Below are 25,331 nucleotides of genomic sequence, written 5' to 3'. Positions count from 1 at the left end.
TTTTTAGGATCCCGTATACTTCGGCAATAAGCTCCATAATGGCGTATTCAATACCGTTGTGTACCATTTTAACAAAGTGACCAGAAGCGCCCGGACCAATATAGGTTACGCATGGATCAGTGCCTACTTTCGCAGCTACGGCATCAAACACATCTTTTACTATATTGTATGCTTGTTTATCGCCACCTGGCATCATACTCGGACCAAAACGTGCACCTTCTTCACCACCAGAAATACCCATTCCAAAGAAGTGTAAGCCGTCCTTTTCTAACTCGTCAACACGGCGGTTGGTATCTGTAAAGTGTGAATTTCCACTATCAATAATGATGTCGCCTTGGCTTAACAGTGGTTTTAATTCGGCAATAACGCTGTCTACAATCGGGCCTGCAGGTACCAATAAAATAAGCGTACGTGGCGTTTGTAAGCTAGAAATAAAGCTTTCTATATCATTAAAACCTTCCAGCTGATGTGCCTTACCTTCTTCTTCAAGCTTAGCAATCATTTTGGTATCTTTATCATACCCGGTCACCGAGAAGCCTTTATCAGCCATATTTAGTAACAGGTTTCGGCCCATTGTGCCTAAACCGATCATTCCCAATTTATATTTTTCAGAATCGTTATTTGCCATTTTTTGTGTTTTAGAATATATCCAAAATTAGGGTTTACAAATTAATATCGGACTTATTGTTGTTAAATGATTGTAATAAAAGATTAATTATTTATTAGGATCAACAGTGAAAATGTTATACTTATCGGCCAGTTTCCAAAGTTTAGCGCCTCCTTTGATTCCGTCTCTGTTGGTTACCAGTTTTATATTGTTTTCTAATTTAAAATCGATATGTTTAGAATTGCCGCCACCAATATATAGCGAATCATAATTGAAAACTGTTTTATAAATTTCGATGATCTTTTTTAACCGCTTATTCCATCGTTCAGCACCAATTTTTTCAAAAGCCTTATTTCCGATATAATCGTCGTAATCTTCTTCTTTATTGATTGGAAAATGCGCCAGTTCTAAATGAGGGAGTAATTCGCCATCAAATAATAGTGCCGTTCCAAAACCAGTACCCACAGTAAAAACAATCTCAAAACCTTTGCCATCTACCACGCCTAATCCCTGTTGGTCGGCATCGTTTACCAAACGCACGGGATGGCCCAGTACATTGGCAACGCGTTGCGCGAGATCAACATCTTCCCATTTGTTTTTCGCCAGATTAGGTGCAGTTTTTACAATGCCGTTTTTTACATAGCCTGGAAAACCAATCGAAATGCGGTTGAACGTTTGAGGGAAAGGTTTAACGAGATCTACTATTCCGTTAACAATGTCTTTAGGGGTAGCTTCGGATGGTGTTTTACTTTTCACATATTCATTAAGCATAGTGCCGCTTTCATCCAAAAGGACCGTTTTTATACTTGTGCCACCGATATCAATCGATAATATATTGTTGTTTTCAACTTTTTGCTCTGTAGCCATAATGCTTTATTTATAATTCCGAAGTTCTACAAATAAATTAAAATGGCAAACATAAAATAAAGATTGATTAATTAATTGGTAATAATTTATTCTATAAAATCTATATATTTAGTAGAATATATTTAAGTTTGTTCCGTTAATTTGAAAAGATATAAATTGTTATGACGATAAACTACCTTGCATTTGCTATTCCAGCGTTTTTTATTTTTGTATTTATTGAATTTAAGATCGCCCAATACCAAAAGAGGGCTAAAATTTTTAAATACGAGAGTACGGTTGCAAATTTTAGTGTAGGTATTGCCGAAAGGTTGTTAAATTTATTCATTGCAGCCAGTTTTTATCAGGTATATAATTGGGTATATACCAATTACGCCATTTTTGATATTTCTACTCATTGGTATGTATGGATATTGTTATTGCTATCAACCGATTTTGTTTGGTATTGGTACCATAGGTTAGGTCATGAAATTAATTTCTTGTGGGCCGCCCATATTGTGCACCACCAAAGTGAAGAATTTAACCTATCGGCAGCTGCCAGGATTACCACCATCCAGGCCATCTTCCGAAATGTATTTTGGTGCATATTACCATTATTGGGTTTTCATCCTAATATGATCATCACTATACTCTTAGCTCATGGGGCCTACTCATTTTTTACGCACACCCAATTGGTTGGTAAACTGGGCTGGTTGGAAAACATATTGATTACGCCTTCTTTGCACGGCGTTCACCATGCATCGGATGAGAAATATCTGGATAAAAACTATGGGGATGTTTTTGTTTTTTGGGATAAACTCTTCGGTACCTTCCAAAAAGAAGAAGAAGCGCCAAAATATGGCTTAACACATCCTATTAAAAGTTACAGTTTCCTTTGGCAGCATTTTCATTATTATTTAGAAATAGGAGAAGCCTATCGGCGCGCAAACGGGTATAAGGCCAAGTGGAATGCTATTTTTGGCAGCCCTGCTTTGATGGATCAAAATATAAGACCCATTTTAGAACAACGTTATTTTCAACATAAAAAATCTCCTCAGTCTAAACCTAAATTTAAAACCTATTTAAATATCCAGTTAATCTGCATAGTAGCAATGCTTACGGGTACTACTATGTTCTACGAGTCACTAACTTTGGTACATAAGATAGCTATATTAACGTTTACTTTGGTGACGCTGATTAATATTGGGGCATTATTAGAACAACGTAAGTGGATTTATTACCTGGAATGCTTCCGGCTGATATTGGTATTCGGTTATCTTTTCTACAGTTTTAATGTGATTGAGTTTTTGATATTTCCGGTTGTAGGATTGATTATTCTGGAGCGTAATTTTTCTTTGAACAGCTTATATAAGAAACACGTATTGAACTACCAATCCAACACAATTAATACATAGGTAACCTAAACGAAAAGATTACTTAATATTACCGTAACGTTGCCGGGCTACTTTTGCTGGCAAGATGAAGGACGTATATTTAAGTAAAAGTGATGAAGATTTAATGTTTTTAATGATCAAACGAGACAGTCTGGCCTTAGAAACACTTTTCAACAGGTATTATCCGGCTTTATGCAAATTTACTTCTATCTATATTAAAGATTACAATAGGGCTGAAGAACTTATAGCTGATCTTTTTATGAAGCTTTGGGATAAAAAAAAGGAACTGCAGATCAGGTCGATCAAAAAATACCTGTTCACTGCAGCCAAAAATCTGGCCTTTAATGAAATTCAACGGGTAAAATTCCATACCCTAAGTATAAACGATCGCGAAGATACACTCAATTATCCCGATACTTATTTAAACCCTCACGAACAGCTTACCAGTAGGGAATCTTATTCCGAAATTATGGATTTGATTAACTTGTTGCCAGATCGGCAAAGGGAGGTACTTTTAATGAGCCGCATTGACATGCTTGAGAAAAACATCGTTGCAGATTTACTGGGAATAACGATCAGAACGGTAGAAACGTTACTTTACCAGGCCGTGAAAAACTTCAGATCGCTCACTACTGACCGTTCAACGATATAATGCTCATTGAAACCTGGATAGTTAGCTACTAATCTAAACCAACAGAAGCAGATCTCTATTATTTTGTTCATATCTCCGCTGATGGAATAATTCTTTGACATTCTCCATTCATTAGACCGATGCGCCATTCTTCATCCTTAACGATTTGTTAACAATAACTTGATCTTTTTCGCTACGTATGTGCATCTAATAATCTGTCTTACACTCAGAACAGCACAACTAAATGGACGAAGGTTACTACAGATTAATAGAACATTACAGCAAAAAAACTATTGGCAGTGAAGAGCTAACTGATTTACTGATCTGGGTGGAAAGCAGCCAGGAGAACCAGCAGATTTTCAGGAAGACCTTACAGGCCTTTGAAGCAGCAGATTATTCCTTAAACAAACCCGTTAATCAGCAAAAAAGCTGGTTGGCCATTCAACAGCATATTGATGATAGTGGCGAAAAAACGCCAGTTATAAAAAAAATCAATTACCGCAGCTACTTCACAATTGCTGCCGCAATCATGGTAATTGCTTTACTGCCGATACTTTATTTTAATACTTTTCACCAGAAAAAAACAGGAGCTGTTGCTTACCATGAAATTTACAATCCACGTGGGCAGAAAAGACTGGTAACCATGCCGGATGGTTCTAACATTTATTTAAATGGCGATAGTAAAATCCACTATGCGCTAAATTTCAATACCAGTAAACGTATTGTTTATTTATCAGGGGAAGCTTTTTTTGATGTGCAACACCGCAGCAAGCAGCCTTTTATTGTAAATACCGGAAAAGTAAGCACGACCGTTCTGGGTACATCATTCAACATTAGTGCTTATCCATCGTTAAAAAATATCATCATCACAGTGCAAACGGGTAAAGTAGGGGTAATGTTTAATAATCATAAAAAAACAGCTCCTGCACAGTTCCTTTTACCAAATCAACAACTAAGCATCAACAAAAATAATGGACAGGCTAACCAGAAAAAGGTAAACGCAGTTGATTTTGATAGCTGGAGGGAATATAAAATCTTTTTTTACGATAAACCCCTGAGCGAAATCGCCGATGTAATTGCGCGTGAGTATGATCTCGATGTAGAAATTAAAAAGGAAGCTTTAAAAGACGTAAAACTTACCGCAAAGTTTGATAAATGTTCGGTAAAGCAGATTATGGATGTAATTACTAAGCTTTCTGATTCAAAATATACCATCTATGAAAATAAAGTAATTATTTATTAACGGCAAACTATAGAGATAGATATGATATAAAATTACCAGAACGAAAAATGGCTCAAAATGCTGGACACATTTCAAGCCCTGAAAACTGTATACTCATTTGACAAAGTAAAACTTAGTAAAGATATGAAAATTAATACCCGATGGATTAAAAATTTCCATCAGTATCCCTCAAAAATTATGGTGATAACGACCATAATGATGTTGAATATGCTCTCTTTCTCACCATACATCCATGCCCAAAGCAATAAAAATTTTTTATTCGAAGCGGATGGCATTACCCTAAAAAAAGCTTTCGAAAATTTAGAAAAGCTTAGTGGAAATCACATTGCCTATAATAATAACCAGCTCAATGACCAGAAAAAGGTTTATGTTTCCAGGGGAACGCGATCGCTTTTTGAATCACTTGATCTGCTTTTAAAAGGAATGCCTTTTACCTATAAAGCCAGTGGCAGCAGCAATATCCTCATTATTTCGAAAAACATCACCACTGGTAAAATTAGCGGTAGGGTTGTTGATGAAAACAACGGGCCTATTCCAGCCGCTACCATCAAGATTGTTGAACTGAACGTGGTTGGACAAACCAATAGCAACGGCGAATATAACCTAAATGTAGCCGAAGGCGTTTATACTGTTGAAGCAAGATTTATTTCTTACGAAGTCGCAAGAAAACAACAGGTGAAGGTTAACATTGGAGTAACCACCCGTGTAAATTTTAAACTGATACAGGCCGATAATTCATTAAATGAAGTGGTAGTTACTGCTTTAGGTATTAAACGACAAGAAAAAGCTTTAGGTTACGCGGTAACTAAGATTGATAGCAACCAATTAACCGAAGCGGTTTCTACCAATTGGACCGATGCGCTTTCGGGCAAGGTTGCCGGTCTAAACCTGATCAGATCCAACAGTGGGCCGGCAGGTTCAAACAAAATCATCTTAAGGGGCGAGAACAACCTGACAGGCGATAATGAAGCCTTGATTGTTTTGGATGGAGTAGTCATCAACAATTCTGGTGGTAGGCGTACAGCCAACAGTTCTGATGGCGTTTATGGTACCGGGAGTGATAACATGCCGGCTGATTATGGAAGCTCGATTAACGACATCAACCCGGAGGACATCGAAAGCGTAACGGTATTGAAGGGACCAGGGGCTGCCGCCTTGTATGGGCAGCGCGGGGCAAATGGTGCGATCATTATCACTACTAAATCTGGCAGCTCAAAACACAAAAAAGTAAATATCAGATTTACTTCTAATGGGTCTTTTGAACAGGTAAACCGTTGGCCGGATATGCAGTACGAGTATGGACAGGGATTAGATGGCGCGGCTTATTATTCTTATGGGGCAAGTGCCGATGGTGCAAGTACAAGCGGAACCAGCTCAGCCTATGGACCTCGTTTTGATGGCCAGATGTTTTTCCAATACGATCCGGTTACACAAACTGCAGGTAAAACCAGAACACCCTGGGTACCTTATAAAAACCAGATCAGGGATTTTTTTACCACTGGAGATAATTTAACTAACTCCCTGAGTTTAGATGGACGGTATAAAAATACTACTGCCCGTTTTTCGGTTACCAATCAAAATAACACCTGGATTGTGCCCAACACCGGCATTGAGCGTACTACCCTTAATTTATCAACCAATACCGATGTGACCTCTAAGTTAAAGATCGCTACTAAAATCAATTATGGTAACCGGTTTAGCGATAACTTACCTGGTGCAGGTTATGGTAATCAATCGTTAATGTACTGGTTTATATTCTGGCAACCGAATGCAAGTTTAGACTGGATCAAAAACTATTGGGCAAATGGTCAGGAAAATAGAGTAATTAAATATCCATTTAGTTCGTTCCCTGAAAACCCTTATGCAGTTGTCAACGAATTTATTAATAGAACCAGGCGTAATAACATCACTGCAAATATTCAGGCCAGCTATCAGTTTACCAAGGAGTTGAGCTTATTGTTGAGGTCTAGTATCGATTATTCAAACGAGAGACGTGCACAGGATCGTCCTTACGATTCGGGGAGTCGTTTACCTAAAGGTTCTACGCGGCAACAGCACATTAATGCCCAGGAAACCAACATTGATTTCTTGTTAAGGTATGATAAAAAAATCAATAAAAATTTTAGTATCAATGCTACTTTTGGTGGAAGTGAGTTGAGAAATAAATATAATAAATCTGATCTGCGTGCAGATGGTTTAACTGTACCAAATATTTACGAGTTAACGAACAACCTGTATTCATTAATTTCAATTCCGGATACCAGCCGATATAGGATCAATAGTTTTTATGGTGTTTTATCTACCAACTATAAAAATTACTGGTATGTGGAGCTTACCGGACGTAAAGACTGGAGCAGTGTATTGGCTACGGCAACCAGAACAGATAATGTTGGTTTTTTCTATCCAGCAATCAGCACCAGTTTTGTACTTTCAGAATTCTTTAAACTGCCTAAAGCTGTTAGTTTTGCTAAATTAAGGGCTTCAGTTTCGCAGGTGGGTAGCGGTGGTACCACACCTTACCGTACAGCTTATACCTATTCCTTGGCATCAAACGGCACATATCCAGATAGCTCGCTTGTAAACCCAACCATTTTACCAAACGAAAATTTAAAACCGCTTAAAACCACCACCTACGAGGTAGGTACAGAAGTAAGTTTATTTAAAGGCAGGTTAGGTTTTGATGTAGCTGTTTATGCCGGCAATACCAAAAACCAGATTTTAACCAGAATAGTCGACCGCTCAACAGGGTATAACCAGGCGCTGATTAACGCAGGACAGGTAAATAATTCGGGCGTTGAGGTAGCCTTAAACGGAACGCCGATCGTTACTAAAGGAGGTTTTAAGTGGACGATGAATGCCACTTTTGCATCTAATACCAACGTCATTAAAGCATTATCTGATAGTTCTATTATTCTACGTACAGGTCCTGTAGCAGGGGGACAAATTGTGGCTAAAGTGGGTGGCAGCATGGGCGATTTATATGGCAGGGGATATGTGCGCGATCCACAGGGCAATGTAGTTTATGATGCTACCACTGGATTTGCAAAAATCACCAATGATGTGGTATACCTGGGCAATACCATGCCTAAATACAAATTCAGTATTGGAAGTACATTTGCTTACCGTAATATCAGTTTAAACGTGCTGTTTGATGCGCAGGTAGGCGCCGTTGCACACTCTTTGTTAAACTATAAAATGGTGGAGCAGGGTAAATTAACCAGCACACTCCCTGGTAGATATAATGGTATTGTGGGTAATGGTGTGGTCCAGCTGGCAAATGGCTCTTATGTTCCAAATACTACAGTTGCTTACGATATCGACGAATATTACCGCTCGCATGCCGGTACAGATAACGCGGAGGGCAGTACTTTCAGTACGGACTTTATTAAATTTCGGGAAGCTTCTTTAAATTATAGGTTCAATCCACGTTTTCTTAAAAGGATTGGTCTATCCTCTGCAACTTTTGGGGTTTATGGCCGTAATCTTTTCATTTGGTCTCCATGGCCAATGTTCGATCCGGAATTTGGAACGCTTAGCGGCTCTGATATCGTTACGGGTTTTGAGATCGGTCAATTCCCATCAACCCGAACTTTTGGTTTTAATTTATCAATTGGCATATAATCTTTTAAAACATGAAAAAGAATCTATATAAAATTACTGCAGCTTTATTGTTGTCTGCTACAACACTTTCATCATGCGATAAAAATTTTCAGGAAGTGAACACCGATCCGATCAATATCCTGACAACCACACCCGACAAATTACTGGCACCGGCATTAGTTAATACATTAACCAGCGGAATGATCAGAAACCGTAATTTCAATAACGAATTGATGCAGGTAACGGTTAGTATCAGCGATGGTGACGGAACAGTTTTTAGGTACGAATACAGAAGTACCTTTTCTGACTATTTATGGAATGCCTGGTATGTTCAGCTGACCAACTTTAAAGATATCTATAAATTGGCGGGTAAACCTGGCATGGAAAATAAATCATACCAGGGCATTTCTTTGGTTTGCCAATCGTGGGTCTACTCCATGTTATCAGATACGTATGGCGATATCCCATATTTTCAATCGAATGAAGGAAATACTGGCGTTTTAGAACCAAAATTTGATAAGCAGAAGGATATTTATCTGGATATGTTTAAGAAACTGGAGGAAGCCAATACTTTGTTAAGTTCAGGCGCGCCGATCAGCCCGTTGAGCGATCCGGTATTTAAAGGCAATATTGCAAAATGGCGTAAATTCTGCAATTCACTATACTTAAGGTTGTTATTAAGGGTATCTGGAAAGGCGGAAGTTTCTGCACAGGCAATTGCCAAGATCAAGGAAATTGTAGATACCAATCCGGGTAATTATCCGGTTATGGCAAACAATAGCGAATCGGCAACTTTACCATGGACTGGCTTAACCGGAACGGATCCCTATGTTAATCCTTATGTAAACGGAGTAAGGGTACAGGATTTCAGATCTCCGGCAATTGGAAGCTTTTTTATTGAGCATTTAAGAGACTGGGCTGATCCCCGTATCGATGCCAATTCGCCAAATGGTGATGGTGGCGCAAACAGATTAGGCATTGCGCAGGGGTTACAGGGCTACTCCGGGGTACCAAGTGGTTATGCCGTTGGAGCAGGAGTGGTAAAACAGGCTTACTTTTATTCATATGATCAAGCCCTTGGCAGTAGTACTTATGGTGCCAAATCTTTACAACAATCAGCTAAAACGGGGATTTTAATGAACTACGCGGAGCTTCAGTTCATTCTGGCCGAAGCTGCAGTAAAAGGGTGGATAAAAGGATCAGCTGCCAATTATTATAATGCTGGTATTGCCAATGCCATTAATTATTGGGTACCAGCATTCACTACCTCAACAACATCTGCAGCTTTTACCAAATACGTTACCGATGCCGATATCGATTGGGACAATACGCAATCTACAGAAGGTAAAATGGAACAGATCCACTTGCAGAAATATTTCGCATTGTTTCTCGTCGATATGCAACAATGGTTCGAATACCGACGCACCGGTCACCCGGTTTTACCAAAAGGACCAGGTTTAAGAAATGGCGGCGTAATGCCTGCACGGATGACCTATCCGGTTTATGTACAGTCTGCAAATCCAACAAATTACCAACTGGCAGTAACAGAACAGGGGCCTGATGCCATTAATACAAACGTGTGGTGGCAAAAACCGTAACCTATAATTAAAAATGATCAAAATGAAAAAGATAATATTTTATAGCCTAACCTTTCTCTCGCTGGCCTTAACATGGTCTGCGTGTAAGAAATCAAATTATCCTGGTGGTGTTATAGGTGATTATGTACCACTGTATGATTTAAGAAACCTTTATAAAGGATCAGCTGTTACCCTAACCAATGAGAATATGTTTGGTTCAAGCAGCATAACCGGTGTGGTCATATCAGATCATTCGGGTAAAAACCTGCCTGAAGGACTCCTGATTATACAAGATAGGCGACGTTTAGGTTTAATTAGGGGTATCTCCATTTCCATAGGTGCTGATGCTTCAAAATACGTTCCTGGTGACTCTGTTGGGATCAAAGTTGAAGGGGCCATATTAAACAGGGTAGATGGGATTTTGCAGGTTACGGGTGTTCCAGCCAGTGCTGTTACCAAAATTGCATCCAATTTACCCATTCCACCCAATAGGGTTGGTAGTAGTTTTATCCTGGCCAAACCTAACGATTACGAAAGTACGCTGGTTGCGATTGTAAAGGCAGGATTTGAGCCCGGCGCTGGCGCTAACGATACCTATTCCGGTGATAAGACCATTAATGATGGCTTTGATAACTTTACGCTGCACACGGAGGCAACTGCTACTTTTGCCAATACGGGTGGACTTAATTTCAATGGAAATTATTATGGCATCATCTTTAATACTGTTATTGCAAACGGCACATTAAAACCGCATCATAGAATGCGCACCATTAAAGATGCTGTTGCCTTAAGTTCTACACCAGATATCGCTTCGGCTATTATTACAGGTTATATGGCTGATGCCGAAGGTGGTGATGGAAATTATGAATACATGCAATTTATGGCCACCAGAGATATTGACTTTTCGGTAACTCCTTTCTGCGTAGTGGTCACAAATAACGCAGGCGCATCATCACCAACAGGTGTATTCCCGATAAAAGGGTGGGCAACCGGTGCTGATGTATTAAAAAACCCGGTAGGATTAGTAGCCAGAACCTATAAGTTTGATTTAACTTCTGGTAAAGCCGCTAAAGGTACCTTCTTTTATGTGGGTGGATCTTCTAAAATGATCAATGGATCAAAATCAAAATCAATTGCATCTGCCAATTGGATCAGGGCTAAAAATTATACTCTGGCCACCCCAGCCGAAGCTCCTGCAGGTAATGGTGATGGTTTTGGATTATATACCTCGGGTTTATTTGCCAATTCGGGCAATGCTTCAGGCTTTGCCATTTTTGAAGGCACTACGGTTAATGTGAATACGGCACCGATAGATGTGATTTTTATAGGTGGTGGTGGCAGTTTGTATAATGCGCCTTCAGTAGGCTACAAAATCGCCAATACCGACTTTTACGATAAGATCAATCCAATCACACTTGTCCCTCAGCCATATTACAAAAGTGGCGAAAATACGCTGTGCTTCAATTATCAGTTACCTGCTGATCAAGGTTTTTGGAATAAACTTGGCGGCATTTATAATCCATCATTGGGGAAATGGGTTAAAGCCAGAAGCCAATCTGATATTGATCTTAATACCTCATCCACCCTCGAAGATATTGAGGGAACATCTTTGGTGAAAATTTTAAATGCAGTAACCGGAGAGTACATCCGTACAGATACCATTCCACCAACCAGGTTAAAATAACTATCCTATCCGCAAGGAAAGCCTTTAGGTTTTCCTTGCCGTTTATAATCCATTTTTACTTCACCATGAACAGAAGATCATTTATACAAAAATCAACTTTATTAACCTCTTCCTTATTTGTTAGTTTAAAATCCTTTCCTTCATCGTTGTTGGCTGTTGATGGCCTGATAAGTGGAACAGTAACCAGCAAAGGTAAAGCAGTAGCAGGTGTAGTCATTTCTGATGGCTATAGCGTAGTACAAACTGACAAGAGCGGCAATTATGAACTAAAACTACATGAACTGGCCCGTTTTGTATGGATCAGCACACCGTCAGGTTATGAGTTTAAAACCGAAAGCAGTATTGCGCGTCACTATTATAAACCAGATACGGCAGGCAAATTAAACTTCGACCTTAAACCCTTAAAACAGAACGACAATAAACATAACTTTATCATTTGGGCTGATCCACAGGTCAAAAATAAAAAAGATGTTCAACAGATGATGGAAACTTCGGTACCTGATACGCGTGAAGTGGTAAGGGGAATGGGTAAAACACCCGTTCATGGCATTGGCGTAGGTGATCTGGTATGGGACAACCTAGCACTTTTTCCCGCCTATGATGAAGCTGTTGCACAAATCGGCATTCCTTTTTTTCAGTGCCTCGGCAATCACGATATGGATTACCGCATGGGCGACGATGATACTTCCGACCGTACTTTTCAGGCGCATTACGGACCAACCTATTATTCTTTTAACAGGGGAAAGGCCCACTATGTGGTTTTAGATGATGTACGTTATTTAGGTGTAGAGCGGACTTATGATGGATATATTACCCCAACACAGTTAGAATGGCTGGCTAAGGATTTGCAGTTTGTTCAAAAAGATGCGTTGCTCATTATTTGTCTGCATATTCCTGTACACAATGCTGTAAAAAACAATGAAGATTTTTATGCTGTTTTAAAAGATTTCAAAAACGTGCACATTATGTCAGGCCATACACACTTTAATAAAAATGTAATTAAAAATGGCATTTATGAGCATAACCATGGTACGGTATGTGGAGGTTGGTGGACAGGGCCTATTTGTGGCGACGGAACGCCGCGCGGCTATGGCGTTTATGAGGTGAACGGAACAGATTTGAAATGGTATTATAAGTCAACAGGTGAAGACCGAAAAAAACAGTTAAGTATTTATGTCGATACCCTAACCAATCAAAAAAGATTGATTGCCAATGTTTGGAATTATGATCCGGAATGGAAAGTCGAATATTTTTTAGATGGAAAAGCAATGGGAGCTTTGTCCATTCAGGATGGATTTGATCCTTTAGCGGTAAAATTGTACAAAGGCGATAAATTGCCAAACCCAAGGCCCTTTGTTGAGCCGGTATCTACGGATCATTTATTTTTGGCACATTTTGGGCCTTCAGTTAAAAAGGTAAAAGTAGTGGTCACCGATCGTTTCGGAGAAAAATTTGAGGCAGAAATGGATGCGTAACTTTTAAGGAAATGTAATTCTAAAATTTACTATCGTGTTGTTAGCGGTTACCGTGCGGCAGCTAAGCAAGGGTTAGATTAATTTTAAACTTCAGGTGGTAACAACCAACAGCACAATTTCATTGCACTACTGGATATTGTGCTCTAAGATGTTACCATCTTACAATGGACAAAATGATCACATTAATTTAAATGTCAGGTGTTGACAACCGATAATTGCTAAAGAATTTATAAAATACCAATTTTGATATGAAACTAAAAAAAACAGCAGTAATTCTTCTTTTGGCCTCATTAACGATAAAATCGCAAAGTCAGGAAGTTAAATTCCCGGCATTTAGTGCAGAAGCGCACCGTGGTGGACGAGGTTTAATGCCTGAAAACAGCATTGAGGCTATGCTAAATGCCATGAAAATTGATGGCATTACCACTTTGGAAATGGATACCCATATTTCAAAAGATGGTAAGGTGGTGGTTACACATGATGATTACCTAAGCCCGGCTTTTATGCTTACACCTGATGGGAAAGATATTCCGGCAACAGCTGCCAAGAAATATTGCATTTTCGGAATGGATTATGCCGAAATTAAACAATTTGACCTGGGCACTAAATATTTTGCACCATTCCCTCAACAGCAAAAAATAAAAACACATTTACCTCTACTTTCTGATCTGATCGATGCCGTACAACGCGATATCAAAAGTAATAAACGTAAACAGTTTTTCTACAACATCGAAACTAAATGCAGTGAAAGTGGTGATGGAATTACCAATCCTAAACCGGATAAATTTGTGAAACTTTTGATGGATGTGATCATCAAGAAAAAGATTGCAGATTTCGTTGTAATTCAATCTTTTGATAAAAGAACTATCCAGATCATCCATGAGAAATATCCAAAAATTAAGACTTCTTTTTTGGTTGCCAATAAAAAAACATACGAAGAGAATATAGCCGATTTAGGTTTTAAGCCATTTATTTTGAGTCCGGTTTGGCAAATGGTGAATGAAGAACTGGTTAACAAGGCACACGAAGATGGGGTGAAAATCATTCCATGGACAGCCAATACCTTGGCTGATATTCAGAAACTAAAGTCTTTACATGTAGATGGAATTATTTCTGATTATCCGGATATTTTAGTGCAAGCTAAATAAATAACTGCTATTTGGAAATACCTGGTAATAGTAGATTATCAATGTTTATTGGTCGAGATTGCAGATCTCGATCAACGCTTATCATTTAAATCACTATATTTTCTCCAACCGAGGCAATATGTACGCTATCAATCTGATTTAAGCTAGGTATATAACCTAGCTTTTTTATTTTGGTATATCGGAGAATATATCTTTCGGTTTCTTCATTTTCAGTGCCATTAAAAATAATTCCTTTAACAGGAATTTCGTATTGTTTAAGTAAATTGACGGATAATAATGTGTGGTTAATGCTGCCCAGATAATTTTGTGAAACCAATATCACTTCTACTTCCAATTTCTTTATCAGATCTACAATCAGCTCGTTATCGTTTAAAGGCACCATTAATCCGCCAGCGCCCTCAATAATTAAATTGTTGTTGGTGGCAGGTAAGTTGATTGTATTAAGGTCGATTTCAACACCATCTAATCTGGCTGATAAATGGGGCGATAGGGGCTGTGTTAATCTATAACTTTCAGGGTGGATAACGGTGCGGCTATTACTGATTAAACGATTTATTGTTATGCTATCGCTGGTTTCTAAATCTCCCGATTGGATTGGTTTCCAATAATCGGCTTTTAATTTCTCGGTCAAAATAGCACTAACTAATGTTTTCCCGATACCTGTTCCAATGCCAGTAATAAAATATTTGTTCATTTAATTTAATTCTTTGAGGTAATTAACCAATGAAATAATTTCTTCATCAGTATTATAGGTATGAACGCAGATTCTGAGCCTTTCTTTACCTAGCGCTACTGTGGGGCTCAATATTGCCCTTACATCAAAACCTTTGCTTTGCAAGTTGGCGGCGGCTTGTTTGGTTGCTTCATTCGATGAAAACAAAATACCCTGGATGGCGCTTTCGCTACTAAGTGTTTTGATATGATTTTCTTTTAACGCTTTTCTGAATAAGGTAATTTTTTGATGAATTAACTGATGATCAATTTTAGATAAGTATTGATATGAGCAATTAACCGCTACAATATTATGAATGGGGGCAGCAGTGGTATAAATGAACGATCTGGCAAAATTAATAAGATACTGACGTAGGTTTTGACTTCCTAAAACTATTGCTCCGTGCACACCTAATGCTTTTCCAAAAGTTACAATGCGCGCAAATACCTGTTTAGTTAAATTAAGTTGATTGATTAATCCCCGGCCATTTGCACCAAAAATACCGGTCGCGTGGGCTTCATCTACAATCAGGTTAGCCTTATAGCGTTCACAAAGATCTGATAATGCCAGTAATGGGGCTATATTGCCATCCATAGAATAAACACTCTCTACCACAACAAATATGTTTCCCTTTGCCAGTTTTAATTTGCTCTCAAGATCGTTGATATTGTTATGATAAAATTTAAATCGCGTAGCATGGCTTAACCTACAGCCATCTATAATACTCGCATGAATCAACTCATCTGTAATAATGGTATCTCCCCGTTGCGGTACGCTAGATAAGAGCCCAACATTTGCATCATAACCAGAGTTAAAGATCAATCCGCTTTCTGCCTGGTGAAAATCGGCAATGAATGCTTCAGTCTCTTCTGTAAACCTGGTATTTCCGCTTAATAGTCTTGACCCCCCAGCTCCATTCAGGTGATTTTGCATGGATGCAAGGGTAGAGTTAATCATATGCTTTAATTCACCAGATCTGGCAAAACCCAAATAATCGTTAGAACAAAAATCAACAGGAGGGATGTTTGTTGATAAACTTCTGATCGAAAGGTTATCTTTCCGTTCCTGAAGTTTATCGCCAATAAACCGTTCAACATTACGCATCGCTCAAAAGTAAAAAAGCGTACCGAATAATCGAAACGCTTTTAAAAATTTATTAATTACTTTTTATCATCTATCCTTGTGCAGGCGGATTAGAAACCACTGGTTCTTTATCTTTCTTACCTCTGGCACCCATGTTTTTTCTCATTTTCTCGCCTCTTTCTTTTGCCTCGGCACGGAAAGCATCCATTTTGGTTTTTTGATCAGCAGTTAAAATAGCATCTACTTTAGCTTTTTGCTCATCCATTGCTGCTTTGCGTTCTTTTATCTTGCCTTTCATATCGCCTTTATCAGCAGATCTCCACGCTTCCATTTTCTTTGCGTTTTCCAGCTCAATGGCGTAAATCTTGCTTTTTTGATCACTGGTCAAACTAAGTTGTTTCTCCAATCTGGAAGTTACCCTTTCTGCTTTTTGCTCGGCAGTTATTTTAGGCATTGCCCGTCTTACATGTTTGGTTGTGTCTTGAGCAAATGCAGCGGTTAAACCCATTACCGCAATTGCTACTGTTAAAATTGCCTTTTTCATGTTATTTTTTTTATGTGTTTGTTAAATCAATAGATGTATAAAAATCCAAACAGTTTAATCGGCACTTGTTAAAAAAATGTTAATTTTTATTCAATTGAGAAATTGATTTCTGCATCTGCGCCATCATCTGTGTAAGCGTTTCCATTGTTGGATCCGGTGCAGGTTCGGGTAATGATGTAGATATATAAGCTTTGGCTTTCCATATTTCCAGTATATCATCTGCAGCAATGGTGTAAGGATCATATACCTTATTATCTGATATCAATTTTAAATCTTTATTCTCCCTAAAACGGTTGCCTGCTCTTTTATACACAACACCTTCATTTTTACTAATCACGATATAGGTTTCACCCGTTTTTACTTCATTCCAGTTATCCAGGTACTCACCGATGATGATACTTCCCGGTTGAACAGGCAACATACTATCACCCATGATTTCAAAAGCCCTGAAGGTACCTTGTCTTAATGCAGGTAATGGAAGTTGAAATTTAGGTAGATCGCTTATATATTGAGGATCTGAAAAACCGTTCAAATAACCGGCACTTGCTTTAACTGGAACCAGTTCTATGTTTTCCCGGTCATTCTGATCTACAGAAATGCTCAGCACCCGAAGGTTAGATCCCTGGCTTTTTGGCTTAGGTTTCCAGCTGTCAGATATTTTTTCATTGATGAATTCATCAATGGTAAGATCAAAGTATTCAGCTATTTTTTTTAGCAATTCATATTTAGGTTCCGCCCGGTCTTCCTCATAAGCCCCAATCAGCGATCTCTTAATTTCCATAATATCAGCGAAATTCTGCTGCGTATGGCCTTTTTTCTTCCTGAGGTACTTTAAATTATTTGAAATATTTGACATAAAAATAAATTTTAAAATAAATTTGGAATTACTAAAATAGTTAGTAATTTTATGCTCATAAAGTTAGTAATATTATTTTGATTTGCAAGAAAGTATACTAAATAGTTTAGTTTTAAATTTTAAACATAAGATCATGAAAAAGTTTGTTTATATCGTTACCGACAGAAATCGCACAAGTATGCACGTAGGCATGAGTTCAGATTTGATGAAAACACTTGATTTCTACAAACAGATGCCAAACTTGTTTTTTGATAATGGCCAGCAATTAACACGTCTGGTTTATTTTGAAGAATTTAAAACGGAAGCGCAGGCTTTGGTTCGCTTTAAGTTAATTAGCCGCTTTACACGCCTGCAAAAAGAACGTTTGGTAAGATCTTGTAATCCAGATTGGATTGATTTAACCATAGGCCTTGATTTCGAAAATATTTTGCTACACCGCAATATCAATAATCAAGTTAAACTGTCATTTACAAACCTCTCTTAGTCAACTTTAAGGTTTGATGCTTACAGATTGAATATTGAAATCATGATCTAAAAAAAAATGCTTGAATGACCATGCGTCATTCAAGCAATAATTAATATTCAATGGTCAAACGGCGAATAGGCATTTACCTCAAACAATCTTGACGCAATTCTTACCAGCCTGGTGCAAACGTTAAACCAAATACCCCTGTTTTAACATCTTTTCTTTGAAAAGGGATCGCATAATAAGGTTCCAGTACAAAATATCCGAAAACATTTACCCTTAGTGATATACCTACACTCATAGCCGGCACACGCTCTGTTGTGGCCTGATAGGTAACTGGTTTTCCCTTATCATCAACAATTGGTTGTTTATTTGCATCTAAAAGAGGTTCAGTAGTGTAAGTTGGCTCACCTTTAAATTTCACCTGGGTATCATTTGTCCAGGCCAATCCTGCATCGAAGAATAAATTCAAATCAGAAAATAAAAACTTAGAAGGTATAGCCGTTAATTTTTTAGGCCCCGTAAATGGCAAGCGAACTTCGAAATTGAAAACCGCTATTTTACTTCCTGTTAACTGGTTAATATCAAAAGATTCTGATGACCGTGCGGAAGTGCTTTTGTAAATAGAATTTGATTCGTAACCCCTAATCAGATAAGGATAACCTAGATACATAGGGTAAAGCCTGTCTGCATCTTTGCCAATTCTCAAAGTATTATAACTTCTCACCGCAAACGTTACCGGTTTAGCCCTCCAGTACTTACGGAGATCTGCGGTTACGCCGGCAAAATTATAAGTACCAAAATATTTTTCGCCACTTACTCGGTATCTAAAACCATCAAGCGGTCCCGTAAGACCAAATATCGAATTATCGCCTACAAAGCCTGCATTTAACTGGTATAGTGTAAAAGAATTAAATGGAATACCATAATCATTAGAAGCTACCTCGTTAGAAATCCTGCTTCGGTCTGAACCAATGTAGTTACCTGCCGAATTATAATAATTGCTATATCGATCAATCCTGTAACCATAATGTGAGAATGAACCACCTAATTCAAAACGGTGTATTTTACTAAATGGATAAGCACCAAAAACCTGAAGCTGATCCTCAAAGGTCCTAATAATATCCGTTCTGTCTGCCAGGGCATTAATAGAAGTATTATCTCCAGTAGGTATATTTTGATAACCAAAGGACCTGAAACCAGACACGTAAGGAATGTGCGAAACGGCAGCGCCCCAGTTGATCCTGCTTTTTTGGTTAATGTAACCAACTAACCCACCTGCATCATAAATTTCACCATTTACAGAAATATTGGCAATAATTTGATTAGTTCCCAATATATCGCTGAACATGCCTACAATACCACCTGCAACGCCAGTTCCAAAACGGCTGGTTGATACCCCTACACCGCTATTTGCTAAATAATCTAACCTGAATTTTGGTTTATAGGGTACCGTTTTCATTGAGTCGGCAACTATTTTTTCGAAACGATCAAAATTATTTAAATTGGAATTGATGATATTTACGCCAATATTTTCCATTGGGGGAAGGATGGCAGCATCAAAATTTTCTTCGCGATTACCAATCCGTTTCGCTGTAAAACTACTTAACTTAGCATTATATAAGGTATAACGTTGATAACGATAATAACTATAAACAATGTCATCGGTTGTAGAAACCGAAATGGCAGGAGAAAATTCTGTAATCCCACTAATTCCAGTAAAATAATCAGTTAACTGATCAACTGTATTATCGGCAAAGTTGTATTTATACAAATTCCTAAACCCATCTCTATTAGATAGAAAATAGACATTCTGGCTATTTGATGAAAACTGAGCATTCAGGTTATTTGCTCCAGGGAAAACATCCAAATTGCTGACCGTTTTAGTAGCGATATCATAAACAGCAAGATTTATGGGTAGTACAGCATTAATCACATTAGCCTGAATAGCTGCTCTATCTGACGAAAACACCAGTTTTTTACCATCAGGAGAGTAATTCGGAGCATAATCAGAATAAACGTCGTTAGTAATCTGGGTAACTGTTTTAGTATCCAGGTTATAAGAAAATATATCACTCTGCCCTTCAACCATACCTGAAAAAGCAATGTCTTTTCCATTTGGCGACCAGGTTAAATTACCAAACTGTTGTACCTGTCCCATCGCCGTTTGAGATACCGTAGTTCCGTTCGAAACATTGATGATCATCATTTGGTTTTTACCTTGACTGAAAATACTAAAGGCGAACTGCTTACTATCTGGTGACCATGCACCAGCCGATTCTATAAAGTTAAAATCATCGATATGTCCATTGGAAATCTGGCTGCTGAGTTTTCTGATGATCCTACCGGTTTTAGCATCGGCAAGAAACAAGTCTATTCCAAAAAGATCCTTCTCAGACATAAAGGCTAAATATTTTCCATCCGGACTAAGAGCAGGTGCAACATTCATATTGCCGGCATTTTTATTATCAATAATTTTTGTACCGGTAATTTTAATTTGCGAACTATCTGCCTTCAACATCGGCTTATAATGTGCATCGATCGAATTTTTCCATAAACCCGACAATGTTTTATCATCATAACCGAATGTATACCTAATGGCATTTTCATAACCATATTTTGCAGTATTTTTAAAGAGCGGAACAATGGTGGTATCGCCGTATTGCGAACCGATGTAGGTCCAAAAAGCCTGTCCGTAACGGTAAGGAAAATATTTATTGGAATTAGTTAAATCCTTTAATGAAGGAATATCGCGATTCAACATGGCATCGCGCATCCACATGGAAGTAAATGCATCTTTTTTCCCGATTGATAAATACTCTGCCATACCTTCAACCATCCATAGGGGTGTTTGACCAACATTTTCTAAACTGATCGAATCTTTTTCCAGCAATAAATGGTATTGAAAAGCATGAACCAGCTCATGTCCTAAAACGTGCCTGGTTTGACTATTTAATTCCATAACTGGCATAATTACCCGATTTTTTAGTGCCTCGGTAACCCCACCAGTACCAATACCGATTTCTCCGTTCAATACCGTCGTCTGCTGGAAATCAGGATGGTTATTGTATAGAATTATAGGATTTTTTTTCAAAAAGGTATCTCTAAAAACTTCCTGGTGCATTTTGTACCATGTTTCGGCTTCTTGCGAAAAGCGTTTTAAAAGTTTATCGTTTTTGATATAATAGTAGATTTCAAAATGGGGAGTTTGTAAAACTTTGAAGTCGAGTTTTTTATACCTCACTTTATTTTGTCCGAAGTATTGGGCCTTAACCGAAAAAGAAAGAATAAGCAGAAGCAACAGGGAACAATATCGCCTTAACAAAGTAGAGCCTATTTTCATATATGTGTTTTTAGTATAATTTCAATAATTTACAATAATGAAGCGGTCGAGATTTGGAAAATAAAAATAGCAATAGTTTAAAAAAGTATTGATATTTTAACACTTTTTATGGCTTTCTGTACATAAGCGCAGATTGATTATGCATTTGGCCTATTTTATCTTATCGCATTAAAATTAAGGCTGGTTATTCTCGGTCTTTTTCCGTTCTTTTTCTTCACGTCGTTGCTGTCTTTTCAGCTCTCTTTCTTCTTTTTTAGTTAATGGGGCTGTTGGTGTTTCAGGCGTTTGGGCAGGTTCAGCTTTCTTTTCTTCTTTCTTCACTTCAGTAGGTTCAACAGTTACCGGAATAGTGGTTTCTTCCGTTTCTGGCACAGCAAAATCAGTAGAATCTACCACCGCACTATCGGTTGATGTCGTATCTCTGATAATCCGTGGACTAGGGCAGTTGTAGGTTCTGGTAATGTCAACCGTAGCTTTTGGAAAGGGACCATAGGTATAACCTGATTTTGGATCGAGGTATACCTTTTCCATAAACTTGGCAAAAATAGGCAGGGCAGTTCTCGATCCTTCTCCTTGCTCGCCATTTTTAAAGTGCGCAGTTCTTTCGTCGCAACCCACCCAAACACCGGTCACTAAATCTTTGGTTAAGCCCATATACCATGCATCTACATAATCGGACGAGGTACCTGTTTTACCACCAATCTGATTATTTTTTCTAAATAGGTCTGGCCATTCCCACAATGCCTGTGATGTACCTTCCGGCTCTTCCATACCCCCACGGAACATATAGGTCATTAACCATGCAATTTCTTCTGTCAGAACCCTTTTTGTTTTAGGCTTAAATTCATCAATTAAATTGTTATCCTGATCAGTAATTTTCTCTACTAAGATAGGATCTGTTTTAATCCCTTTATTCATAAAGGTAGCGTAGGCTTTTACCATTTCGTAAACGGTAACGTCATTTGAACCTAAACTTACCGACGGTACAGACTCTAAATGGCTATCAATGCCGCATTCATGCGCATACTTTACCACATTATCCCAGCCCACTTTTTCAGTTACTTGTGCAGTAATGGTATTCACTGATTTTGCCATTGCCCAACGCAAGCTCATTTCGCGGTACGAAACACTATAATCGGCGTTTTTTGGCTCCCAATATTTCGTTTCACCTTTATCCTGATAAGCAATTTTTACCGGTTTATCAGTAAATTTATCACAAGGACTCATGCCTTGTTCTAAAGCGGTTAAATATGCAAATGGTTTAAAGGTAGAACCTGCCTGGCGTTTAGCCTGATTAACATGATCGTATTTGAAAAACTTGTGATCGATACCTCCAACCCAAACTTTAATTTTACCACTTGCAGGCTCCATGGTCATCATCCCGGTATTCATGATCTTTCCATAATAACGGATCGAATCTAAAGTTGAGAATAAGGTATCGCGATCGCCTTTATAAGTGAAAATCTGCATTCTTTTCTTTTTATTAAAATAGGCGGTAACAGAATCTGGTTGGTTGGGAAACTTCTTTTGCAAAAGCGCATAAACCGGCAGGTTTTTCATCGCTCTATCTGGATAATCAACTTTTTGTTTCTCCGAATCGTACCAGGGGTCTTCGTTGCCCCATACACTATAAAACCTGCGCTGTAAAATTCTCATCTGGTCGGCAACAGCTTCTTCAGCATATTTTTGCAGTTTTGAATCAATAGTCGTGTAAATTTTTAATCCATCCTCATAAAGGTCGTAACCATTTTCGGTGCACCATTTCTCCAAATATTTTGCCACAGCTGCCCTTAAATAAGAATCGCCATCGCTGCCATCCTGCATTTTACCCTCTTTTAACTTAATCGGCTCCTTTGATAATTGAGTTAAGCTATCCTTACTGAGGTAATTGTACTTGTTCATTTGCGCAAGCACTACATTTCTTCTTTCCAAGGCTTTTTCAGGATTTTTGGTTGGATTATATAGGGTTGTTCCTTTTAGCATCCCCACAAGCATTGCCGCATCCGTAGTGGCCAGCTCTTTAGTTTCCTTATCAAAGTAAATCCGACTGGCTGTTTTTATACCGTAAGCATTGTTACCGAAAGAAACAGTATTCAGATACATCGTGATGATGTCATTTTTAGAGTAGTTAGCTTCTAACTTTACCGCCGTCATCCACTCCTTCAGCTTTACAATCAAGGTTCTTACCAAAGGTATTTTAATTAATAACCCCTGTGATTTATTATAACGCGTGCGATAAAGGTTTTTGGCCAATTGTTGGGTAATGGTACTGGCACCCCCATCTTTTCCTAAACCCACAACTGCACGGCCAACAGCTTGCACATCAATACCCCAATGCTTATAAAAACGTACATCTTCGGTAGCAACCAAGGCATGTATTACACTCGGTGCAATATCATTGAAATTTACAGGCGTTCTGTTTTCTTTAAAGTATCTTCCAATCAGTTTTCCATCAGCTGTATAAAGCTCCGAACCCACGCGTAGAGTAGGTGCTTTAATATCCCGAACACTAGGTGAATAGCCAAACAACCATAAAAAGTTTAATTGCAAAGCGGAGAAGAAAATTATTATGAAAAATAAAATTATGGCGAAATAACGTAAGTACTTGTTTTTTATCTCTTTAAACATATTGGATAAGATAATCTTTAGGTAAAAGCTGTGGCGATAAATATAAAAAACTCTATATGCAAATTAACGTATTTACTTTACTTATTTTTAGTTCTATATTTAAATTATTGATGCGTTGATTTACCAGGAAAAAATAATAATGAAAAACGAATTTAAAGGATTAATTGTACAGGGGGATAAGAAATTTTCTTTAAAAAATCACAAAACTGATTTTACAGGGGGTTATAACAAAGAAAAAGCCAAAGATGCGCTGGTAAATTCGAAAATAGCGCTCAGCCATTTGCAAGAGAGATTGTACGCTTCTGGGAAACACGCTGTGCTCATTATTTTCCAGGCGATGGATGCTGCCGGCAAAGACAGCGCAATTGAGCACGTAATGAGCGGATTAAATCCTCAAGGATGTCAGGTTTATAGTTTTAAAACACCTACACCAGCAGAATATAACCACGATTTTTTGTGGAGACATTATAAAGCGTTGCCTGAACGCGGTAGGATAGGGATCCACAACCGATCTCATTATGAAAATGTATTGGTTTGCAAGGTGCATCCCGAATATATTTTAAATGAAAATATACCAGGCCTAAATGATGTTAAAAAGATCCATAAAAACTTTTGGCAACAACGTTATAGAAGTATCAAAAATTTTGAAGAACATTTAACTGCCAATGGAACGGTAATTTTAAAATTCTTTTTAAATGTAAGCCGTGATGAACAAAAAAAACGCTTTTTAGAGCGAATTGATGATCCTACCAAAAACTGGAAATTTTCTTCGGGAGATATCAAAGAAAGGGCTTTGTGGGATCAATATATGAATGCATATGAGGATGCAATTAACGAAACCAGTACAAAAGCATCTCCCTGGCACATCATACCTGCAGATAAAAAATGGTTTGCAAGGCTTGCAATAAGTGAAATTATTGAAGATAAGTTAAAAAGCCTTGACCTGAAATTTCCTGTATTAGATGAGGAGGAGGAAGCTGAACTTGGAAAAACCAAGCGTATTCTATTGGGCGAATAAAAAAATGCAGGTCTATAAGCCGGGTTCTGTTTCCTGATTGCTCAGGATTTCTATCATTTATCTACTATAAACGTTGCCGTTTATCTCTAACGACCTACCCACTAACATCGGACGGGCAGCCCTACGTACGTTAGCCTATTTGGTCTTTCAACTCCCGGGGTTTACAAACCACTACAGTCGCCTGCAATGCTCGTGCGCTCTTACCACACGTTTTCACCCTTATCCCAATGTAAAATCAGGACGGTATATTTTCTGTTGCACTAATCCGTAGTTCAGGTTTTCATTCCTGAACCCCTTTCCGTTAGAAAGCGGGATGCCCTGCGTTGCCCGGACTTTCCTCTCTTTCGATTTTACTCGAAACAGCGATAGAATAACCTGCATTTTTTGCAAAGATGGGTTTTTATAAGCATAAAGCAGCGAAGAATGCGAAGATTTATCTTTATATATGGTCCTGCTGAATTTATTTTACAAGTATAACA

Annotated in this window: 18 protein-coding genes and 1 other RNA gene; 10 read left to right on the top strand and 9 right to left on the bottom strand. The window is 38.2% G+C overall.

The window, feature by feature from the left end:
* The coding region (locus PGN18_RS22110) for an NAD(P)-binding domain-containing protein (protein WP_335321750.1) at positions 1 to 628 on the bottom strand (628 nt) is incomplete at its 3' end.
* An 87-nt stretch (positions 629 to 715) separates the two neighbouring features.
* Entirely contained in the window at positions 716 to 1,474 is a 759-nt protein-coding gene (locus PGN18_RS22105; protein ID WP_335321749.1) for an ROK family protein, read from the bottom strand.
* Between the two features lie 161 nt (positions 1,475 to 1,635).
* On the opposite strand from PGN18_RS22105, the gene PGN18_RS22100 reads away from it, so the two are divergent.
* From PGN18_RS22100 to PGN18_RS22065, 8 genes are all read left to right on the top strand, one after another.
* Positions 1,636 to 2,865, top strand: a complete 1,230-nt coding sequence (locus PGN18_RS22100) for a sterol desaturase family protein (protein ID WP_335321748.1) — start codon at positions 1,636 to 1,638, stop codon at positions 2,863 to 2,865.
* Positions 2,866 to 2,929: 64 nt separating this feature from the next.
* Entirely contained in the window at positions 2,930 to 3,496 is a 567-nt protein-coding gene (locus tag PGN18_RS22095) for an RNA polymerase sigma factor (RefSeq protein ID WP_335321747.1), read from the top strand.
* A gap of 223 nt (positions 3,497 to 3,719) precedes the next feature.
* On the top strand, positions 3,720 to 4,718 hold the full coding sequence (locus PGN18_RS22090) for a FecR family protein (RefSeq protein ID WP_335321746.1): 999 nt from the start codon (positions 3,720 to 3,722) through the stop codon (positions 4,716 to 4,718).
* Positions 4,719 to 4,841: 123 nt separating this feature from the next.
* Positions 4,842 to 8,339, top strand: a complete 3,498-nt coding sequence (locus PGN18_RS22085; protein WP_335321745.1) for a SusC/RagA family TonB-linked outer membrane protein — start codon at positions 4,842 to 4,844, stop codon at positions 8,337 to 8,339.
* An 11-nt stretch (positions 8,340 to 8,350) separates the two neighbouring features.
* Positions 8,351 to 9,916: a SusD/RagB family nutrient-binding outer membrane lipoprotein gene (locus PGN18_RS22080; RefSeq protein WP_335321744.1), complete on the top strand. Its 1,566-nt coding sequence runs from the start codon at positions 8,351 to 8,353 to the stop codon at positions 9,914 to 9,916.
* A gap of 22 nt (positions 9,917 to 9,938) precedes the next feature.
* Entirely contained in the window at positions 9,939 to 11,579 is a 1,641-nt protein-coding gene (locus PGN18_RS22075; RefSeq protein ID WP_335321743.1) for a DUF5689 domain-containing protein, read from the top strand.
* 65 nt (positions 11,580 to 11,644) lie between these two features.
* Positions 11,645 to 13,054, top strand: a complete 1,410-nt coding sequence (locus PGN18_RS22070) for a calcineurin-like phosphoesterase family protein (protein WP_335321742.1) — start codon at positions 11,645 to 11,647, stop codon at positions 13,052 to 13,054.
* A gap of 248 nt (positions 13,055 to 13,302) precedes the next feature.
* Positions 13,303 to 14,202 carry a glycerophosphodiester phosphodiesterase family protein gene (locus tag PGN18_RS22065; protein ID WP_335321741.1) on the top strand — a complete coding sequence of 300 codons (900 nt, stop codon included), beginning with the start codon at positions 13,303 to 13,305 and terminating at the stop codon, positions 14,200 to 14,202.
* An 85-nt stretch (positions 14,203 to 14,287) separates the two neighbouring features.
* On the opposite strand, the gene bioD is transcribed toward PGN18_RS22065, so the two are convergent.
* The 4 genes from bioD to PGN18_RS22045 all read right to left on the bottom strand — a co-directional run bounded on the left by bioD (position 14,288) and on the right by PGN18_RS22045 (position 17,397).
* The gene (bioD, locus tag PGN18_RS22060; protein WP_335321740.1) at positions 14,288 to 14,896 is read right to left on the bottom strand and encodes a dethiobiotin synthase; all 609 of its coding nucleotides are present in this window, start codon (positions 14,894 to 14,896) and stop codon (positions 14,288 to 14,290) included.
* On the bottom strand, positions 14,897 to 16,018 hold the full coding sequence (locus PGN18_RS22055; RefSeq protein ID WP_335321739.1) for an aminotransferase class I/II-fold pyridoxal phosphate-dependent enzyme: 1,122 nt from the start codon (positions 16,016 to 16,018) through the stop codon (positions 14,897 to 14,899).
* A 70-nt stretch (positions 16,019 to 16,088) separates the two neighbouring features.
* A complete protein-coding gene (locus PGN18_RS22050; protein ID WP_335321738.1) occupies positions 16,089 to 16,541 on the bottom strand; it encodes a hypothetical protein in 453 nt (150 codons plus the stop codon).
* A gap of 79 nt (positions 16,542 to 16,620) precedes the next feature.
* Complete coding sequence (locus tag PGN18_RS22045) at positions 16,621 to 17,397, bottom strand: XRE family transcriptional regulator (RefSeq protein ID WP_335321737.1); 777 nt, start codon at positions 17,395 to 17,397, stop codon at positions 16,621 to 16,623.
* A gap of 133 nt (positions 17,398 to 17,530) precedes the next feature.
* Between PGN18_RS22045 and PGN18_RS22040 the strand changes: the two genes are divergently transcribed.
* Entirely contained in the window at positions 17,531 to 17,881 is a 351-nt protein-coding gene (locus PGN18_RS22040; protein ID WP_335321736.1) for a GIY-YIG nuclease family protein, read from the top strand.
* A gap of 151 nt (positions 17,882 to 18,032) precedes the next feature.
* Here PGN18_RS22040 and PGN18_RS22035 read toward each other — a convergent pair whose 3' ends face one another.
* The gene (locus PGN18_RS22035) at positions 18,033 to 21,206 is read right to left on the bottom strand and encodes a peptidase MA family metallohydrolase (protein ID WP_335321735.1); all 3,174 of its coding nucleotides are present in this window, start codon (positions 21,204 to 21,206) and stop codon (positions 18,033 to 18,035) included.
* 174 nt (positions 21,207 to 21,380) lie between these two features.
* Complete coding sequence (locus PGN18_RS22030) at positions 21,381 to 23,834, bottom strand: transglycosylase domain-containing protein (RefSeq protein WP_335321734.1); 2,454 nt, start codon at positions 23,832 to 23,834, stop codon at positions 21,381 to 21,383.
* 139 nt (positions 23,835 to 23,973) lie between these two features.
* Between PGN18_RS22030 and PGN18_RS22025 the strand changes: the two genes are divergently transcribed.
* On the top strand, positions 23,974 to 24,852 hold the full coding sequence (locus PGN18_RS22025; RefSeq protein ID WP_335321733.1) for a polyphosphate kinase 2 family protein: 879 nt from the start codon (positions 23,974 to 23,976) through the stop codon (positions 24,850 to 24,852).
* On the opposite strand, the gene rnpB is transcribed toward PGN18_RS22025, so the two are convergent.
* Positions 24,852 to 25,234: RNase P RNA component class A (gene rnpB, locus PGN18_RS22020), an RNA gene on the bottom strand. The genes PGN18_RS22025 and rnpB overlap by 1 nt on opposite strands.
* Positions 25,235 to 25,331: the final 97 nt, after the last annotated feature.

Source organism: Pedobacter terrae (genome assembly GCF_036946585.1).
GTDB lineage: Bacteria > Bacteroidota > Bacteroidia > Sphingobacteriales > Sphingobacteriaceae > Pedobacter > Pedobacter terrae_C.
Note: the sequence above shows the minus strand (reverse complement) of the source record. Positions and strands in the feature narration are given on the sequence as shown.

Bases quoted from the DNA above. Each gene is read 5' to 3' on its own strand.
- PGN18_RS22105 (WP_335321749.1), bottom strand. From the start codon at position 1,474: ATGGCTACAGAGCAAAAAGTTGAAAACAACAATATATTATCGATTGAT.
- PGN18_RS22100 (WP_335321748.1), top strand. From the start codon at position 1,636: ATGACGATAAACTACCTTGCATTTGCTATTCCAGCGTTTTTTATTTTT.
- PGN18_RS22095 (WP_335321747.1), top strand. From the start codon at position 2,930: ATGAAGGACGTATATTTAAGTAAAAGTGATGAAGATTTAATGTTTTTA.
- PGN18_RS22090 (WP_335321746.1), top strand. From the start codon at position 3,720: ATGGACGAAGGTTACTACAGATTAATAGAACATTACAGCAAAAAAACT.
- PGN18_RS22085 (WP_335321745.1), top strand. From the start codon at position 4,842: ATGAAAATTAATACCCGATGGATTAAAAATTTCCATCAGTATCCCTCA.
- PGN18_RS22080 (WP_335321744.1), top strand. From the start codon at position 8,351: ATGAAAAAGAATCTATATAAAATTACTGCAGCTTTATTGTTGTCTGCT.
- PGN18_RS22075 (WP_335321743.1), top strand. From the start codon at position 9,939: ATGAAAAAGATAATATTTTATAGCCTAACCTTTCTCTCGCTGGCCTTA.
- PGN18_RS22070 (WP_335321742.1), top strand. From the start codon at position 11,645: ATGAACAGAAGATCATTTATACAAAAATCAACTTTATTAACCTCTTCC.
- PGN18_RS22065 (WP_335321741.1), top strand. From the start codon at position 13,303: ATGAAACTAAAAAAAACAGCAGTAATTCTTCTTTTGGCCTCATTAACG.
- bioD (WP_335321740.1), bottom strand. From the start codon at position 14,896: ATGAACAAATATTTTATTACTGGCATTGGAACAGGTATCGGGAAAACA.
- PGN18_RS22055 (WP_335321739.1), bottom strand. From the start codon at position 16,018: ATGCGTAATGTTGAACGGTTTATTGGCGATAAACTTCAGGAACGGAAA.
- PGN18_RS22050 (WP_335321738.1), bottom strand. From the start codon at position 16,541: ATGAAAAAGGCAATTTTAACAGTAGCAATTGCGGTAATGGGTTTAACC.
- PGN18_RS22045 (WP_335321737.1), bottom strand. From the start codon at position 17,397: ATGTCAAATATTTCAAATAATTTAAAGTACCTCAGGAAGAAAAAAGGC.
- PGN18_RS22040 (WP_335321736.1), top strand. From the start codon at position 17,531: ATGAAAAAGTTTGTTTATATCGTTACCGACAGAAATCGCACAAGTATG.
- PGN18_RS22035 (WP_335321735.1), bottom strand. From the start codon at position 21,206: ATGAAAATAGGCTCTACTTTGTTAAGGCGATATTGTTCCCTGTTGCTT.
- PGN18_RS22030 (WP_335321734.1), bottom strand. From the start codon at position 23,834: ATGTTTAAAGAGATAAAAAACAAGTACTTACGTTATTTCGCCATAATT.
- PGN18_RS22025 (WP_335321733.1), top strand. From the start codon at position 23,974: ATGAAAAACGAATTTAAAGGATTAATTGTACAGGGGGATAAGAAATTT.